Source organism: Rossellomorea yichunensis (assembly GCF_032337515.1).
GTDB lineage: Bacteria > Bacillota > Bacilli > Bacillales > Bacillaceae_B > Rossellomorea > Rossellomorea yichunensis.
In genome coordinates this window covers 616,046-632,423 of the sequence record NZ_JAVYAD010000001.1, presented here as the reverse complement: position 1 = coordinate 632,423, position 16,378 = coordinate 616,046, and the positions used below count along the sequence as shown (strand labels likewise).

The window sequence follows — 16,378 nt, the reverse complement described above, 5'->3', positions numbered from 1 at the left end:
AGAAAAAGGGCTGACAGCTAAGGATTGCCTCCTTTAAAGTCGAGCCCTTTTCTTTTTAAGAAAGAGTCTTGTATAGTTCTTGCAGTTTTGGCAGTAGCTCGTCCTTATGCACTTCGAGCATCTCACCTGTGCTTCTTACTTTCACTTCAACGATGCCTTCTCCTGCTTTCTTCCCGACCGTTATGCGAATCGGAAGTCCAATCAGGTCGGAGTCAGCGAATTTAACACCTGGACGCTCAGCCCGGTCATCCATTAATACATCATAACGATTTTCTATAAATGTGTCATATAGTTCGTTTGCAAGTATAGCCTGTGCTTCATCCTTCATATTAATCGGAATTAAATGAAGGTCATATGGTGAAAGATTCGTTGGCCAAACCAGACCATTGTCATCATTAAATTGCTCTGCAACTGCTGCAAGGGTACGAGAGACACCTATTCCGTAACAGCCCATGATGATTGACTGAGATCGGCCATTCTCATCTAAGAATGAGCTTCCTAGTGCGTCTGAATATCTTGTCCCCAGTTTGAATACATGTCCCACTTCGATACCTTTTGCAAAAACAATCGTACCATTTCCATCTGGTGAAGGGTCACCTTCCTGAATGAAGCGAAGATCTGCATATTGAGAAACCTCAAAATCACGTTCAGGATTCACGTTTGTAAAATGGTAACCTGCTTCATTTGCTCCTGATACACCGTTTCGAATGTATTTAACTGCTTGATCAGCTACAATTTTCACGTCTTTATCTAATGAACAAGGGCCAATTGATCCGATTTCACATCCGATGAGCTCTTTCGTTTCTTCGGCTGATGCCAATTCAACTACACTTGCATTTAGAAGGTTCTTCACTTTGATATCGTTAATTTCATGATCACCACGGGATAATACCAGTACATAATCATCATCTACCTTAAATAGTAACGATTTCACACATTGATCTTTCTCTATAGTTAGGAAAGAGGAAACTTCTTCAATCGATTTAATCTCTGGAGTTGATACCTTTTCTAATTCAAGCATCTCTTCAGACGATTGAGTATAGGAATCCACTACTTCAGCCATTTCGATATTCGCTGCATAATCGGATTTATCGGAGTATGCAATCGTATCTTCGCCGACTTCAGATAACACCATAAATTCATGTGTATCCTTACCGCCCATTGCCCCAGAGTCAGCGATAACGGCTCTGAAATTCAGCCCGCATCGGCTGAAAATATTCGAGTACGCCTGAAATAATGCATCATATGTTTGATCCAGGCTTTCAGAAGAAGAATGGAATGAATAGGCATCCTTCATGATGAATTCCCTTCCTCTAAGGAGTCCAAAACGCGGGCGCTTTTCATCACGGAATTTAGTTTGAATTTGATACATCGTAAGGGGTAGGCGTTTATATGATTTTATTTCGTCCCTTACTAAACTTGTAATCACTTCCTCATGTGTTGCTCCGAGGGCAAATTCACGATCATGGCGATCATGCATTCTCATTAATTCAGGACCATACGTTCCCCAGCGTCCCGATTCTTTCCAGAGCTCGGAAGGTTGCAGGGCAGGCATGAGCATTTCAACAGCACCTGCTGCATCTAATTCTTCGCGAACAATCTCTTCCACTTTTTTCAATACTTTATTTCCTAATGGCAAAAAGCTATAAATACCACTTGCATTTTGTCTTATGAATCCTGCTCTCAAGAGAAGCTGATGACTCTTAATTTCTGCATCAGCTGGTGTTTCTCTTAAAGTAGGGATGAATGTATTACGTTGCTTCATCTATTAGCACCTCAGTTACCATATATATTATTTATGTAGTGTGGGGATTTCCTTCTCACTATTTTATCTTAAATCAACAGGCAGTGACACCCTCATTTTTTGATTCTGGAGGGAGAAACTGCCTGTTCATGATTCATGCATCATATTTTATAAGAAAAATCTTTGAATATCGTTCCATGTAACAACGAGCATGAGAACCATGAGAAGGGCAAATCCGACAAAATGGACCATTCCTTCCATCTGGCGATCCACCGGTTTCCCTCTTACCGCTTCGACTGCGAAGAACAGGAGTCTGCCCCCGTCGAGTGCAGGAATTGGCAGAAGGTTCATGATTCCCAGGTTGATACTAAGGATGGCAGCCCATCTCATTAAGTAGAATATACCTGATTTAGCAACAACATCCGTTGACTGATAGATTCCAACCGGACCTGATAATGCATCGATTGAGAACTCACCTGACACAAGCTTTCCTAATAGAACAAAAATCATTTTGGTCCATTCATAGGTTTGCTGTGCACTATTGGTCACCACTTTGAGAGGCGACTTTTCAACAGGACTATGAACACCGATGATCCCTATTTCTTCCCCTTCTATTTCTTGAGGTTTTGGGGTGACTGAAATCTCTGTGTTTGAGCCGTTACGATCAACATTAAACCGCAGCTCATCGCCTGGGTGCTTCTGTATGATGGTAACAATATCATCCCATGTTGAAATCTCTTTACCGTCTATACTTAAAATCACGTCATTTTTCTGAAGGCCGGCTTCTTTTGCTGCCCCTTCTTCTGTGAGTTCACCAAGAACAGGATCATTCGTTGGAACCCCTTGCAATAAGCCTACAAGGATGAAAATGAAGAAGGCTAAAATAAAGTTGAATAGCGGTCCAGCAAAAATGGCCATCGCCCGTTGGGGTAGTGACTTAGAAGCAAATTGTCGATCCCATGGAGCGATTTGTGTCTCGACACCATCTTCAATGAATACGGCGTCCCTGGAGATCAAAAAGGTTTTCAGTTCCTCCTCGTCTTCTTCGTATCCGCGAATATGCAGTTTGTGCTCTAAATCCGCTTCTTCTACCTCAATGATACGAATGTTCGGATAGCGATCTTTGTTATTTAAGACGATTTTTTTTATTTTTTCATCCTGATCGAGTACAAGACCAACCCGATGACCGGCCTTAAGCTCTACCATTTCCGGGTCTTCCCCGGCCATTCGGACAAAGCCCCCAAGAGGCAATAATCGAATCGTATAGGTTGTTTCATCCTTTTTGTATGAAAATACTTTAGGACCAAACCCGATTGCGAATTCACGGCATAATATGCCTGCACGCTTCGCGAATATTAAATGTCCAAGCTCATGAAAAAATACTAAAGCTCCGAAAATAACAACAAAGGCAATCACCGTTTGCAAATAAAAAACCACCTTTTTTATAACCTGTTGGAAACAGATCTAAATGTTTGATGTATCGGTAAGAAACATGTCCACTATCATACTACGTTACAGAACATGGAAACATGCCCAAGTACTCTACAACCAGCTTGAAACGAGTTGTCGAGTCTGTTGATCTATCTCATGTATGGTTTCAAGATCTGGTCTATGTATCACTTGATGAGTAGACATAGCCTTCTCGATATATGCTTCAATGTCCAGGAAAGATATTTTATTTTCCAGGAACATGGAAACTGCCGCTTCATTTGCAGCATTTAGTACCGTCGTCATACTTCCGCCTATCCGTCCTGCTTCATAGGCAAAAGCAAGACAGCGGAAACGATTTAAATCCATCTCTTCAAAGTGAAGCTTACCAATTTCGACTAAGTTCAATCTTTTACCGGGTCTAATGAGCCTGTCCGGATAGGTTAAAGCATATTGAATCGGAACACGCATATCAGGAGTTCCTAACTGAGCCATCACAGATGAATCGTGGAACTGGATCATGGAGTGGATAATGCTCTCTCTATGCTGCACCACCTCAATTTGATCATAAGGAATATCAAATAGCCAATGTGCTTCGATTACCTCTAACCCTTTGTTCATCATTGAAGCAGAGTCTATGGTAATCTTTGCACCCATTGACCAGTTCGGGTGATTCAAGGCTTCTGTTACTGTGACACCCACTAATTCTTCTCTCGTCCGATCCCTGAAACTGCCTCCGGATGCGGTAATGATCAGCTTTTCAATATTCTTTTCTTGTTCTCCCTGCAGCGCTTGGAATATGGCAGAATGCTCACTATCAACCGGCAGTAAAGGAGTATTCTTTTTCCGGGCAGCCTCCATCACCAGGTGTCCAGCCGTTACAAGCGTTTCTTTATTGGCAATCGCAATCATTTTCCCTGCCTCGATGGCTTGTAATGTGGGGTAAAGTCCAACACTGCCCAGCACTGCATTAACAAGTACATCCGCATCCTGATGGCAAGCCACCTCCACCAAGCCTTCTTCCCCGTAAAGAACCTTTACGGAAGATGACATTTCTTTCATTAGAGATTCAGCATCCTCTTTTCGTTGAACAGATATCAATTGAGGACTGAATTCCAGAATCATTTTTCTAGCTTCTTCTATATTTCTGCCAACAGACATTGCCGTCAGTTTGAATTCTTCAGGATGCTCACGGATTACATCAAGGGTTTGTGTCCCTATAGAACCGGTAGCTCCCATTAAGCTAATCTTTTTCAACAACTACACTCCTCCCGCAAAAAGCCTTCTACCTTTATAAAAGAAAGTGAAGAAGGGGAAACACAAATAATAAACTATCAAAACGATCCAGCATTCCACCATGTCCCGGTAATAAATGCCCGGAATCTTTTACTTTGTAATGTCTTTTTAAAGCTGATTCGACGAGGTCTCCAACCTGTCCAAAGACGGATAGAATTGCAGTCACAATAATAAGTTTAGGAATGGACATATCAAGATCAGTGAAAAATGTCATGATAACTCCAACTACAATGGCACATATAATCCCGCCAACAAAACCTTCGATGGTTTTATTCGGACTGATTTGAGGCCATAGCTTCTTTTTCCCCATCGCTCTTCCGATGAAATAAGCTCCTGAGTCTGTCGCCCAAATGATAAATAAAGCATAGAAAACAAACTGTACTCCCTCATCTAGTCGGATCTCCATAAAGTAATAGAAACCAATTCCTACATATAAAATGCTTAACAGAGCAAAAGACACATCATCGAATGTATAACGGTTCTTAGTTGCTACTGTATATGTTAAGAAAAGCAGCACGGCAAGAAAAGCCATTTCGATCTTGGAATAGCCAAAGTCTGCTAATATCCCGATAGCATCGGTTGGGATCAAAAACACCCACAACAGTGCCAAAGATAATAACCCGGGAATGGTGAAAATCCATTGCCCTCTCATCTTTAAAGCTTCATATAAGCTGATGGAAGCAATAAGATACATTAAAATAATAAATGGTGTTTCACCAAAAATGATGATTGGCAAAAATATCGCTGCAGCTATCACTGCTGTAATAATTCTTTGTTTCATTATAATTCCTCGCTTTGTAACCCACCAAATCTTCTTGAACGACCTTGATATGCTTCAATTGCTTCTATTAAATGTTCCTTGCCAAAATCCGGCCACAGTACGTCTGTAAAAAAGAACTCTGTATAAGCTAATTGCCAAAGCATAAAGTTACTTAAGCGGATTTCTCCACTCGTTCGAATAAGCAGGTCTGGATCTTTTAAATCTTTCGTCATCAAGTAACTTGAAAACACTTCTTCATTCAATTGGTTCTCATCTAGTATTCCATTCTGAACATCTTTTAAGACATGCTTCATAGAATCAATGATTTCTGAACGGCTGCCATAATTTAAAGCAAAGTTTAATATCATACCGTCATTATTCTCCGTAGCCTCCATTGCCTTAGTGACAGCTTTCTTAGTGTGGTTCGGCAAGGCATCAGGCGAACCCATCATTTTTACCTGAACGTTTTCTTCTACTAATTCAGGGAGAAAGGTTCCTAAAAATTCTTCTGGCAACTTCATAAGAAACTCAACTTCCATTTTGGGGCGTTTCCAATTTTCAGTTGAAAAAGCATATAGAGTTAATGCTTCTACACCTAATTCGTTTGCCAATTTCGTTATTCTTCTAACACATTTCATGCCTTCATGATGTCCAGCGACTCTAGGTAAGGCTCTTTTTTTCGCCCAGCGTCCATTACCATCCATAATGATAGCTATATGACCCGGAATCGGGTGTTTTACTAATTCTTGAAATCGATCATCCACTTCTTCGGAAGTTTGCTGTCTTTTCCATTGCTTAAGCTTGTTTAGCATAAAATCCTCCACCAACAATCCAAAAAATATTTACCTTTACTATCATATCAAAAAATAAGGAAGATATCTTTAAGAAAATAGATTATGTACATTCATATATGTATTTTGAACGTTAAACGATGTTTTCTCTCAAAACGAAAGGCTCTTTTCGTATAGTTTGTTGCTATTGTAGAGGAGAAAGTAATAGTTGATTTCCGCTCCAGGATGCTCGCTTTCCACGGGGCTGGCGGTGAGCCTCCTCGGCTGCGCCTCCGGGGTCTCAACTGTCCAGCTATTTCCGCAGGAGTCGAGCATCCTTCCGCTCCAATCAACTTTCTGAGCATGTATCCTTAATGGAAAACAATAAAAACAAGAATTTTAGCAAACAATCTCATTTAAGGTAAGTAGAGATTGATTTTCCTTTTAAGGAAGAATAATTATTTTTTTCTAGTTACATTGTTTTCTTGCACACCTTAAAGCTCTGTCATGAAAATTCTGTTAAAGATAGTGAGGGGATCTGCGCAGACTCCGGCGGATTTCGGGCGTGCCTGGACCCCGTTCGGCTAAGCTGAGGAGGCACGGTCGAACGCTAGCTGCAAGCGGAACAGTTCCCCTCACCATCCAGCATAAACTGGTTGACAAAGCCCTGGCAGATTCTATGCTGGAAAACAACAATCTTTGCGAATAGAGCCAAACGAATAAGATCATTCAATCAGAGAATTGGAGAAGCCGGCTATCATAAACACTCTAAACAAGCATAAAACAAAAGGACCGGCCCATAAGGAATATGAGTTCACTTATAGGTCAGCCCCTTAGGATTAGAATATGATTAATTATACTTCTAACATTTCTTGTTCTTTATCTTTTGCAATAGAGTCAATCTTGACAATGCTTTCATCTGTTGCTTTCTGAACATCATCAGAGTATCCACGAAGGTCATCTTCTGTAATGTCCCCGTTTTTCTCTTTCTTCTTAAGATCATCATTTGCATCACGACGAATATTACGGATCGCCACTTTTGCATCTTCAGCTTCTTTTTTCACTAGCTTCACAAGTTCTTTACGGCGTTCTTCCGTTAATGCAGGAACAACGATCCGGATAATGTTCCCGTCACTTGTAGGTGTAATTCCCAAGTCTGATTTCAATATCGCCTTTTCTATATCACCTAAAGCTGATTTATCATAAGGTTGGATGACTAACATACGGGCCTCTGGAATTGAAATACCTGCTAATTGGTTAACAGGTGTTGGTGCACCATAGTAATCAACTGTAATCTTATCAAGTAGAGATGCGTTTGCTCTTCCTGCACGGATACTTGCTAACTCACGAGAAAATGTTTGAATTGCTTTTGTCATTCTTTCTTTTGCGTTTGTAATGATCGTATTTGGCATTATGCTTTCCCCCTAACGATTGTACCTATATTCTCACCTGTGATGGCTCTCTTAATATTCCCATCCTCCATAATAGAGAATACAATAAGTGGAATATCATTGTCCATACAAAGAGAAGATGCTGTTGAATCCATTACAGCCAAACCTTCTTTCAAAACATCTAAATAGGAAAGTTCTTCATATTTAACAGCCGTCTCGTCCTTCTTAGGATCTGCTGAATATACACCATCTACGTTGTTTTTAGCCATCAGAATGACTTCTGCTTCGATCTCAGCTGCTCGAAGTGCCGCAGTAGTGTCGGTTGAGAAGTAAGGATTTCCCGTACCTGCTGCAAAAATCACAACACGTTTCTTCTCTAAGTGACGGATGGCTCTGCGTCTGATATAAGGTTCTGCCACTTGACGCATATCAATTGAAGTTTGAACTCTTGTTTCGATGCCAATTTGCTCAAGGCTGTCTTGAAGAGCCAAAGAATTCATTACGGTAGCCAGCATCCCCATATAGTCAGCAGATGCACGATCCATTCCCATCTCACTACCTATCTTACCACGCCAAATATTACCTCCGCCAACGACAACTGCAACTTCCACATCAAGTTCAGCAATTTCTTTTACTTCTTCTGCTACATTTTTAATGACAGAAGGGTTTATTCCGAAGCCATCATCACCTGCTAATGCTTCTCCACTAAGTTTCAGAACGACACGTTTGTATTTAGGAACGCTCATGGGAACCTCCAAAAAAATAGAATTTTTCTTGAAAAATAGGGAACACGCTAAGTGTTCCCTACTAAGAATTGTTTAGCTTTTATTATTTCTTAACTTGACTCATTACTTCTTCAGCGAAGTTGTCTTGACGTTTTTCAAGACCTTCCCCTACTTCGTAACGGATGAAATCAGTTAAAGTAGCTTTATTCGCTTCAAGGTATTGACGTACCTTTTGATCTGGATTCTTAACGAATGTCTGATCCAGGATACAGATATCCTCGAAGTATTTTCCAAGGCGGCCTTCAACCATTTTTTCAACGATGTTTTCAGGCTTACCTTCATTTAATGCTTGTTGCTTAAGTACTTCACGCTCACGCTCTACTTCTTCAGCAGAAACCTGATCACGTGAAACATATTTAGGATTTAATGCTGCAGCGTGCATAGCAACGTCTTTCGCAACATTAGCATCTGTAGTACCTTCAACCACTGTTAGAACAGCGATACGGCCACCCATGTGCAGGTATTCACCGAAAGCAGCGTTATCATCTTTAGTACGGATTTCAAAACGACGTAGAGTGATTTTTTCTCCGATTTTAGCGATAGCAGCGTTGATGAATTCACTTACAGTTGAACCATTCGCCATTTTTTGTTCCATAGCAACTTCAACAGAAGCCGGTTTGTTAGCTAATAAGTGATCAGCTAATTCTTTAACAAGACTTTGGAAGTTTTCGTTTTTCGCAACGAAATCAGTTTCTGCATTCACTTCGAAAATGATAGCAGTATTCCCTTCGCTTGCAATGAAAGTAGTACCTTCAGCTGCAATACGATCAGCTTTTTTAGCTGCTTTTGCAATTCCTTTTTCACGTAAAAAATCAATTGCTTTGTCCATATCTCCGTCAGTTTCAGTTAACGCTTTTTTACAGTCCATCATTCCAGCGCCAGTTTTTTCACGAAGTTCTTTAACCATTTGTGCAGTAATTGCCATAGTGGGTTTCCTCCTTAGTTTAACTATGTAGACTATATCACTCATGGGTGATAGTCAAAAATGTACTGTAACTCGAATTGAGTACAGTAGATGTGCATACTCTTTAAAAAAAGGTGATAAGGGTAAGCCCTCTTATCACCTTCCATTCATTACTCAGCTGCTACAGCTGCTTCTTCACCTTGCTTAGCTTCTAAAATAGCATCCGCCATTTTACCTGTAAGAAGCTTAACTGCACGGATTGCATCGTCATTCGCAGGAATGACAACATCGATTTCATCCGGATCACAGTTTGTATCTACAATACCCACGATAGGGATATGAAGTTTACGAGCTTCAGCTACAGCAATACGCTCTTTACGAGGGTCGATGATGAATAATGCATCAGGTAGCGTGTTCATATCTTTGATTCCGCCTAGGAATTTCACTAAGCGCTCATGTTCTTTTTTAAGTTGTACTACTTCTTTCTTAGGTAGTACTTCAAACGTTCCGTCTTCTTCCATCTTCTCGATGTTTTTAAGACGTGTAATACGTTTTTGGATTGTTTCGAAGTTTGTAAGTGTTCCACCTAACCAACGTTGGTTGATGTAGTACATACCTGCACGTTCTGCTTCTTCTTTAACAGACTCTTGTGCTTGTTTTTTCGTACCAACGAAAAGAACTTTACCGCCGTTACCAGCTAATTCTTTCACGAAGTTGTACGCTTCTTCAACCTTTTTAACTGTTTTTTGAAGGTCGATGATGTAGATACCGTTACGCTCAGTGAAGATGTATCTCTTCATTTTTGGGTTCCAACGGCGAGTTTGGTGTCCGAAATGTACACCAGCTTCTAGCAATTGTTTCATAGAAATTACTGACATGTGTGTTTCCTCCTAAATGGTTTTTGTTTTCTCCTCCGTTTCCGTCATCTTGTAGTAGAAGCTATTCGTTTAAATAGCACCATCTACCTCAATCGAGAAACGTGTGTAATCACACCATGAATACTATAGCACACCTACTCCAACCAATCAAGACATTCCTACATAATTTGACGGAATTTTAGCAGGAGCTCAATTTCCGTTTTCCCTTTTCCGAGAGTTTGAGCTATTTCCTCGATGTCTTTCCCTTCTTTTTTAAGTGAGAGAACCTGTTGGATAAGGGGATCTTTATTGGTTTTTACTGTTGGTTTCACTTCCGACTTTTTTTCGACAGCTTCCATTTGAGGTGTTGGTGTTTGCTGATAGGCCTTTGAAGCTTGCTTATATCCGGTTCCTGACCACTTGGGATTGGTTTGAAGCGGGGAACTGTTTACATTCTCATCGTCCGTATTGTCAGGGATATGTGTTTGACTTTTAGCATGATGATTAAAAGTCCTAATGAACTCTTCATTCTCTTCTTTCATTTCTATCAGATAAGTAGAAATGATTTCTTCCAATTCCATGATCATTTTCTTTTGTTCTTTCTCCATGTTAAGAAAACGATTTTGCCTTAAGTATAAAATGACAATTGCAAGCAAGGAGACGATAGTAAGAAGAAAAGATATCAAAAGCAGGAATGTTACCATGTCATCACCTTAGTTTAGTTTGATTTTTGTTTTTTCCTAAGCATATAAAAGGACTGCTCCATTTAACCGTATTTCGCCGGAACAGTCCATCAATATATATGGTTTTGGCTCATTGTGTGCACCGTTAATCAATAGAGTTGATTCAAGAGCCTAATAAACTGCGCAGTTTAAAAATGGCCTTGGAATGTATTTGTGAAATTCGTGACGTTGACAGTTTCATGACTTCCCCAATTTCCGTCAAAGTTAATTCCTCTTTATAAAATAAGCTTAACACAAGCTGCTCTTTATCAGAAAGCGTTAAAATCGTTTTCTCTAACTCTGTTACCTTTTCACCTTTCAGCACTTCTTCCTCAGGTGTGATCGTCTTATCATCTTTAATAGAATAGCTTTGAGATTCATGATCTTCATCGGTTAGTTGCTCATCCATGGAAAGGACATTGGCAAAGAAATGTTCATTGGTCGTTTGATATACTTCCTCAGGAGCCATCTCTAATGAGGCGGCTACTTCCTCGGCGGTCACGTGGCGTAATAAGATTTGTTCCAGCTCTACTGTTTTGGCTTCGATTTTTTTCGCCCTGTCTCTTGTTGATCTTGGTAGCCAGTCTTCTTTTCTCAGTCCGTCGAGAATGGCTCCCCGGACTCTGAACGAAGCATATGTATCAAACTTCAGATCTCTTGTTGGATCAAACTTCTGAAGTGCATCCAGTAAACCCATCAACCCAAGACTCTTAATATCTTCTCTCGAGACGTTTCTTGGCAGCCCAACGGAAATTCTCTGAACGTGATACGATACAAGGGGCATATATTTCTTAACTAACATATCACCTGCTTGGGTATCACGACTGTTAATCCATTTCTCCCAATAAAGTTGTTCATCTGTTCGAGGGGGTTGCTGAGACATAAGAATCCTCCTTGCTTACTATTTTCTTCCTTGAAACCTGCTATAAGGTATATAACTCCATGGTATGAGAGAAAATGGATCTTTCCTGTTACATTAATCCTTGAAAACTTATCATTTACTCATAATTCTCTTGTTTCTTCATTTACCGTGCGAACATGAAGGATCCCAGTCGACGTGAAGAATTCGATGGTCCTCCCTTTATTACCACCCAAATCCTCTGCTATAATTGGCACTCGATGCTTCAAGAGAGCCTCTTTGACCGCTTCAGCATTCCTTGGGCCTATCCTCATCACATCGCTTTTTGATTTGAATTGAAACATTTGTGCACCACCCGCCATTTTGCACTTAAGTCTCTCAACTTTCGCACCCCGTTCTCTCAGTTGTCGAATGAGTTCATCTACTCCAGTGTCTGCATATTTAGCTAAGTTCACGGAAGGCTCTTTCCCTAACGACGAATGAGGGAGCATGACGTGTACCATACCCGCCAATTTGATAAGTTCATCGTATAATACCACCCCAATACAAGAACCTAAGCCCGATGTGCGAATTGAACTTCCCTTACTTACGATATTCATATCTGCAATACCCACCCTTACCACTGTGTCCACTCCAATCATAGCTTCACACCGAGGGATTGGAAGATGATTTCAAATGAATCGGGATCCGGCAAGAGGAAGAAGTGACCTTTCACACTTTCTGATTTCTCTAACTCTTCTTCTTTTAATGCTGTATCTATGACGATGGCATAATCACTTACCTGAGAAATTTCCAGCAAGCCAAAACCGATAATGGCACCAGCCATATCTACAGATAAAGCGGGAACAGAAGGTAATAGCTTAAGACTTGTAAAGTCGGATAAGGAAGACAAATATGAACCTGAGAGAATATTCCCTAACTCTTGCATGGCTGATAAACCTAATTCTGAATACGGTGGTTCACTAAAGGAAAACGAACGATCCTGTATCATTGTTCGAATATAAGTAGAAGCTTGTTCAAGAGGCAATAAAAAAAACATACTTCCCGGTGCATCCCCTTCAATTCTTAAGAACACACTTACAACCACATTATCCGGTCCTCCTGCCATATCCATCATTTCATCGAATGTAACGACCTGGACACTGGGTACCTTCATGTCAATTTTCTTATCCAGAAGAGTAGAGAGGGCAGTTGCTGCATGCCCCGCTCCAATATTTCCGATTTCTTTCAAAATATCTAAGTGCATTGACGATATTTTCTTCTCATAACCCATTCGTATTTGTTCTCCTTAGATGGATTGCAGTATTTTGTCTAAATGAAGTAGAATCAATAATCGTTTATTTTGCTTTACTACTCCACCAATGTACTCTGCTTCTACTACCCCGACAACTTCCGGAGAAGGTTCAATCATTTCTCTTTCTACATCCAACACATCATTTGCAGCATCAACAATCAATCCTACTTCTTTATCCTCTAAACCTACGATAATCACACGGGTGCTCTCGGTTGGCTCAGAAGAGGATAATTCGAACCGACTTCTCAAATCTATGATGGGGGTAACGACACCACGTAAATTTATGACACCTTTAACATAGGAAGGCGTTCTAGGTACTCTCGTAATATGCTCCAGCTTCTCAATTGAACGGACCTGATCAACAGGAATGGCATACTCTTTATCCACCAATTGAAATACGATAAGCTTTAGGTCTTCCGACGTCTCTGACACTACACTCATTTCCCTTACCTCCTATTTAATCAATGCATTGCAATCTACAATCAGCGCTACCTGCCCATCACCCAATATGGTTGCACCTGAAATGGCAAATACATCATTAAGATAATTCCCTAAAGATTTTAGGACGATTTCCTGTTGACCAATAAATGAATCCACTACTAACCCTGCCATTTTTTCTCCTTTGCGTACAACGACGACAGAATAAAACTCTTCATCTTTTGAATCTTTAGGAACTTCGAATACATCCTCCAGGAATAACAACGGAACTACCTTGCCTCTGAAATCTATCACTCTTTGATTATGCGCATTCATGATCTCGCCTTTTTTGACTATGGCAGTCTCTATAATGGAAGAAAGCGGGATTGCGTATTTCTCATCTTCAATTTCGACAAGCATGACAGATATAATCGAAAGCGTTAATGGCAATTGGATAGAAAACAATGATCCTTCACCAGCACTGGAGTCGATTGTAATGGCACCACCTAATGACTCAATCGTCGCTTTAACTACATCCAATCCAACACCTCTGCCAGAGATATCTGAGATTTGATCGGCAGTTGAAAATCCTGAAGCCAGGATAAGTTCATAGATTTGTCTATCAGATAAGGTTTGGGCCACTTCTTCTGTTACAATTCCTTTTTGAATCGCTTTCTCCATCACTCGCTGTTTATTAATACCTGCACCATCATCTTCAAGTTCAATAAATACATGATTTCCGCTATGAAAAGCTTTCAGCTTGACCGTGCCTTGCTCAGGCTTGCCATTTTTCGAACGAACTTCAGGCATTTCAATTCCGTGATCCAGGGCATTTCGAATTAAGTGGACGAGTGGATCTCCTATTTCATCGATCACCGTCCGATCAAGTTCTGTTTCTGCCCCTATGATTTCTAATTCAATCTTCTTATTTAAATCTCTTGCAAGCTGCCTTACCATGCGGGGAAAGCGGTTAAATACCGTTTCTACAGGAACCATCCGCATAGTGAGGATGATGCTTTGTAAGTCTCCGGAAATTCGTGTCATTCTTTCAACCGTTTCATTTAATTCCGGATTGTTCAAATCTTTTGAGATCTGTTCCAATCTCCCTCTATCAATGACAAGTTCTTCAAAAAGGTTCATCAGTACATCCAGTCGCTCAATGTTTACACGTATCGTTTTGCTCGAAGCATTCGATTGTCTTGATGTTGAATTCGCTTCTTTAGGTATCGTGTCTTCCTTTTCTTTTACAACAACTTCTCCCGACTGTTCCTCCAATCCATTCACTTCATTGTTGTGAATATGATGTGACGTCAATTCCATTAAAGTGACTTCTTCTACCTCAGAGACGTTACGTATACTCTTTTCTATGTCACTTGCATCCTCTTTTGACACAACTGCTATAACAAAGGAATGGTCGAACTGTTCTTCTTCCAGCTGATCTACGGTAGGGAAAGATTTAATGACTTCCCCGAGTTTTTCCAACACTTCGAAAACCATATATACTCTTGCCGCTTTTAACAGACAATCATCCCTCAAGGAAACGGTAATTTCAAAGCAACGGAACCCCTGCTCAAAAGATTGCTGAATAACCGTTTGTTCGAATGCTTCGTACTTCATGGACAATGTATGTATTTCAGGGGCTATGGTTGCGGCAGCTTCATTACTTGCGGATTGTATATTTTCACCCTTTTCAATTGCTTGGAGAAGGGTGACTACTTCCGTCACGTCCCGTTTCCCATCTCCGCCGTCCGCGATAGAAAACACCATTGCTTCCAGGTCGTCAACGGATTTAAACACTACATCCAATATTTCGGGTGTCACTTTAATTTTTTCGTTACGTATAGCATCCAGAACATTCTCCATTTTATGGGTAAGGTTTGCTAAATCTTCGTACCCCATCGTTGCAGACATTCCTTTTAACGTGTGAGCTGAACGAAAAATTTCATTAACAATCGTCAGGTTTTCAGGGTTTTTCTCCAATTCCAGTAATTGCTCATTACAGGTTTGTAGATTTTCCTTACTCTCTTCAATAAAAACTTCTAAATATTGACTCAATTCCATGTGCTCCACACCTCTCTACAACATGTACTTCATAATAGTTCGAGAAATATCCTCGATATGTTCCACGCTGTCCACTAAATTTGTAGCGATAGCCGATTTCGGCATTCCAAACACAATACAAGTCTCTTTTGATTCTGCAATGGCTCTCACTTCACCTGTTTCTTTAAGCCTGCTCAATCCTTCAGTGCCATCGGAGCCCATCCCCGTCATAATGACAGCTATTTTGCCATAATTCCGAAGCAGGCTTGCGGATTCAAACAATACGTCCACGGAAGGTCTGTGACCATTTCGTGGTGCTTCTTTTGATAGTTCAAAAGCTAAATTTGTTCCTTCCTCGACCACCTTCGTTTGAAAACCACCCGGTGCTATATATGCTGTTCCTTTTTGGAGGATTTCTTCATGCTCCGCTTCCTTCACTTTAATGGCTGATTGACCATCTAGCCGATTGGCCAGTGAGTTGGTAAAACCGGGTGGCATGTGCTGCACCACGACCACTGGTGCATCCAGTTTAGGAGATAGTTCTGTCAGCACCTGCTGTAAAGCGCGTGGCCCTCCTGTTGATGTCCCAATAAGGATCAATTTCGGTGAATCCCGGGTCCATATATGTTCTGAAAGTAACGGTGGTACACCTCCATTTGCAGATTCACTTGTCCCTGTCCTTTTTCGAAATGCGCTTGTTATTTTCGTCATGTTCACCTTGCTTGCCGATATTACTTTTTCAACCATTTCATCTTGAACTTTATGAAGGTCCAATGAAATGGTTCCTGAAGGTTTCGCGATAAAATCAACTGCTCCAAGCTCCATGGCTTTGACAGTCTCTTCCGCCCCCTCTTTGGTTGTAGATGAGAGCATCACGACAGGTACCGGACATTCCACCATGATTCTCCTTAAGGCTTCTATTCCATTCATCTTTGGCATTTCCACGTCAAGGGTCACGACGTCGGGACGGAATTTTTTGATTTTTGAGATCGCGTCTTCTCCATTTCTAGCAATTCCTATCACTTCTAGCTGTTTGGAGGCTGTTAGAAAATCACCAATAAGTTTTCTCATAAATGCTGAATCATCAACAACTAGAACTTTTTTCATTCAG

General features: G+C 40.7%; 16 protein-coding genes. All 16 read right to left on the bottom strand.

The features are described from left to right. Nucleotides 1-55: 55 nt before the first annotated feature. The gene (locus RSX31_RS03190; RefSeq protein ID WP_148993631.1) at nucleotides 56-1,765 is read right to left on the bottom strand and encodes a proline--tRNA ligase; all 1,710 of its coding nucleotides are present in this window, start codon (nucleotides 1,763-1,765) and stop codon (nucleotides 56-58) included. Nucleotides 1,766-1,912: 147 nt separating this feature from the next. Next, on the bottom strand, nucleotides 1,913-3,169 hold the full coding sequence (gene rseP, locus RSX31_RS03185) for an RIP metalloprotease RseP (protein WP_148993630.1): 1,257 nt from the start codon (nucleotides 3,167-3,169) through the stop codon (nucleotides 1,913-1,915). 117 nt (nucleotides 3,170-3,286) lie between these two features. Further along, on the bottom strand, nucleotides 3,287-4,429 hold the full coding sequence (gene dxr, locus RSX31_RS03180; protein ID WP_148968828.1) for a 1-deoxy-D-xylulose-5-phosphate reductoisomerase: 1,143 nt from the start codon (nucleotides 4,427-4,429) through the stop codon (nucleotides 3,287-3,289). Nucleotides 4,430-4,463: 34 nt separating this feature from the next. Next, a complete protein-coding gene (locus RSX31_RS03175; RefSeq protein WP_148968766.1) occupies nucleotides 4,464-5,249 on the bottom strand; it encodes a phosphatidate cytidylyltransferase in 786 nt (261 codons plus the stop codon). Then, nucleotides 5,249-6,040: an isoprenyl transferase gene (locus RSX31_RS03170; RefSeq protein ID WP_148993628.1), complete on the bottom strand. Its 792-nt coding sequence runs from the start codon at nucleotides 6,038-6,040 to the stop codon at nucleotides 5,249-5,251. Before RSX31_RS03170 ends, RSX31_RS03175 begins: the two co-directional genes overlap by 1 nt. An 812-nt stretch (nucleotides 6,041-6,852) precedes the next feature. Further along, on the bottom strand, nucleotides 6,853-7,410 hold the full coding sequence (frr, locus tag RSX31_RS03165; RefSeq protein ID WP_148968764.1) for a ribosome recycling factor: 558 nt from the start codon (nucleotides 7,408-7,410) through the stop codon (nucleotides 6,853-6,855). After that, on the bottom strand, nucleotides 7,410-8,135 hold the full coding sequence (gene pyrH, locus RSX31_RS03160) for a UMP kinase (RefSeq protein ID WP_148968763.1): 726 nt from the start codon (nucleotides 8,133-8,135) through the stop codon (nucleotides 7,410-7,412). Before pyrH ends, frr begins: the two co-directional genes overlap by 1 nt. An 82-nt stretch (nucleotides 8,136-8,217) precedes the next feature. Continuing rightward, nucleotides 8,218-9,099: a translation elongation factor Ts gene (gene tsf, locus RSX31_RS03155; protein ID WP_148968762.1), complete on the bottom strand. Its 882-nt coding sequence runs from the start codon at nucleotides 9,097-9,099 to the stop codon at nucleotides 8,218-8,220. Nucleotides 9,100-9,248: 149 nt separating this feature from the next. Beyond that, the gene (gene rpsB / locus RSX31_RS03150; protein WP_034760179.1) at nucleotides 9,249-9,956 is read right to left on the bottom strand and encodes a 30S ribosomal protein S2; all 708 of its coding nucleotides are present in this window, start codon (nucleotides 9,954-9,956) and stop codon (nucleotides 9,249-9,251) included. A gap of 158 nt (nucleotides 9,957-10,114) precedes the next feature. Beyond that, on the bottom strand, nucleotides 10,115-10,639 hold the full coding sequence (locus tag RSX31_RS03145) for a DUF6115 domain-containing protein (RefSeq protein WP_315633250.1): 525 nt from the start codon (nucleotides 10,637-10,639) through the stop codon (nucleotides 10,115-10,117). A 142-nt stretch (nucleotides 10,640-10,781) separates the two neighbouring features. Beyond that, on the bottom strand, nucleotides 10,782-11,540 hold the full coding sequence (locus RSX31_RS03140) for a FliA/WhiG family RNA polymerase sigma factor (protein WP_148993626.1): 759 nt from the start codon (nucleotides 11,538-11,540) through the stop codon (nucleotides 10,782-10,784). A 119-nt stretch (nucleotides 11,541-11,659) separates the two neighbouring features. Continuing rightward, nucleotides 11,660-12,115 (bottom strand): chemotaxis protein CheD, encoded by a 456-nt coding sequence (locus tag RSX31_RS03135; RefSeq protein ID WP_315633249.1) that lies wholly within the window; start codon nucleotides 12,113-12,115, stop codon nucleotides 11,660-11,662. A 38-nt stretch (nucleotides 12,116-12,153) separates the two neighbouring features. After that, nucleotides 12,154-12,789 (bottom strand): chemotaxis protein CheC, encoded by a 636-nt coding sequence (locus tag RSX31_RS03130; protein WP_148993624.1) that lies wholly within the window; start codon nucleotides 12,787-12,789, stop codon nucleotides 12,154-12,156. 15 nt (nucleotides 12,790-12,804) lie between these two features. Continuing rightward, a complete protein-coding gene (locus RSX31_RS03125) occupies nucleotides 12,805-13,251 on the bottom strand; it encodes a chemotaxis protein CheW (RefSeq protein WP_148993623.1) in 447 nt (148 codons plus the stop codon). A gap of 12 nt (nucleotides 13,252-13,263) precedes the next feature. Beyond that, nucleotides 13,264-15,288, bottom strand: a complete 2,025-nt coding sequence (locus RSX31_RS03120) for a chemotaxis protein CheA (protein ID WP_315633246.1) — start codon at nucleotides 15,286-15,288, stop codon at nucleotides 13,264-13,266. Nucleotides 15,289-15,303: 15 nt separating this feature from the next. Beyond that, complete coding sequence (locus tag RSX31_RS03115; protein ID WP_315633245.1) at nucleotides 15,304-16,374, bottom strand: protein-glutamate methylesterase/protein-glutamine glutaminase; 1,071 nt, start codon at nucleotides 16,372-16,374, stop codon at nucleotides 15,304-15,306. Between the last annotated feature and the right edge of the window lie 4 nt (nucleotides 16,375-16,378).

Coding starts and splice junctions, on each gene's coding strand:
- RSX31_RS03190 (WP_148993631.1), bottom strand. CDS start 1,765: ATGAAGCAACGTAATACATTCATCCCTACTTTAAGAGAAACACCAGCT.
- RSX31_RS03175 (WP_148968766.1), bottom strand. CDS start 5,249: ATGAAACAAAGAATTATTACAGCAGTGATAGCTGCAGCGATATTTTTG.
- RSX31_RS03170 (WP_148993628.1), bottom strand. CDS start 6,040: ATGCTAAACAAGCTTAAGCAATGGAAAAGACAGCAAACTTCCGAAGAA.
- frr (WP_148968764.1), bottom strand. CDS start 7,410: ATGCCAAATACGATCATTACAAACGCAAAAGAAAGAATGACAAAAGCA.
- pyrH (WP_148968763.1), bottom strand. CDS start 8,135: ATGAGCGTTCCTAAATACAAACGTGTCGTTCTGAAACTTAGTGGAGAA.
- tsf (WP_148968762.1), bottom strand. CDS start 9,099: ATGGCAATTACTGCACAAATGGTTAAAGAACTTCGTGAAAAAACTGGC.
- rpsB (WP_034760179.1), bottom strand. CDS start 9,956: ATGTCAGTAATTTCTATGAAACAATTGCTAGAAGCTGGTGTACATTTC.
- RSX31_RS03145 (WP_315633250.1), bottom strand. CDS start 10,639: ATGGTAACATTCCTGCTTTTGATATCTTTTCTTCTTACTATCGTCTCC.
- RSX31_RS03140 (WP_148993626.1), bottom strand. CDS start 11,540: ATGTCTCAGCAACCCCCTCGAACAGATGAACAACTTTATTGGGAGAAA.
- RSX31_RS03135 (WP_315633249.1), bottom strand. CDS start 12,115: ATGAATATCGTAAGTAAGGGAAGTTCAATTCGCACATCGGGCTTAGGT.
- RSX31_RS03130 (WP_148993624.1), bottom strand. CDS start 12,789: ATGGGTTATGAGAAGAAAATATCGTCAATGCACTTAGATATTTTGAAA.
- RSX31_RS03125 (WP_148993623.1), bottom strand. CDS start 13,251: ATGAGTGTAGTGTCAGAGACGTCGGAAGACCTAAAGCTTATCGTATTT.
- RSX31_RS03120 (WP_315633246.1), bottom strand. CDS start 15,288: ATGGAATTGAGTCAATATTTAGAAGTTTTTATTGAAGAGAGTAAGGAA.
- RSX31_RS03115 (WP_315633245.1), bottom strand. CDS start 16,374: ATGAAAAAAGTTCTAGTTGTTGATGATTCAGCATTTATGAGAAAACTT.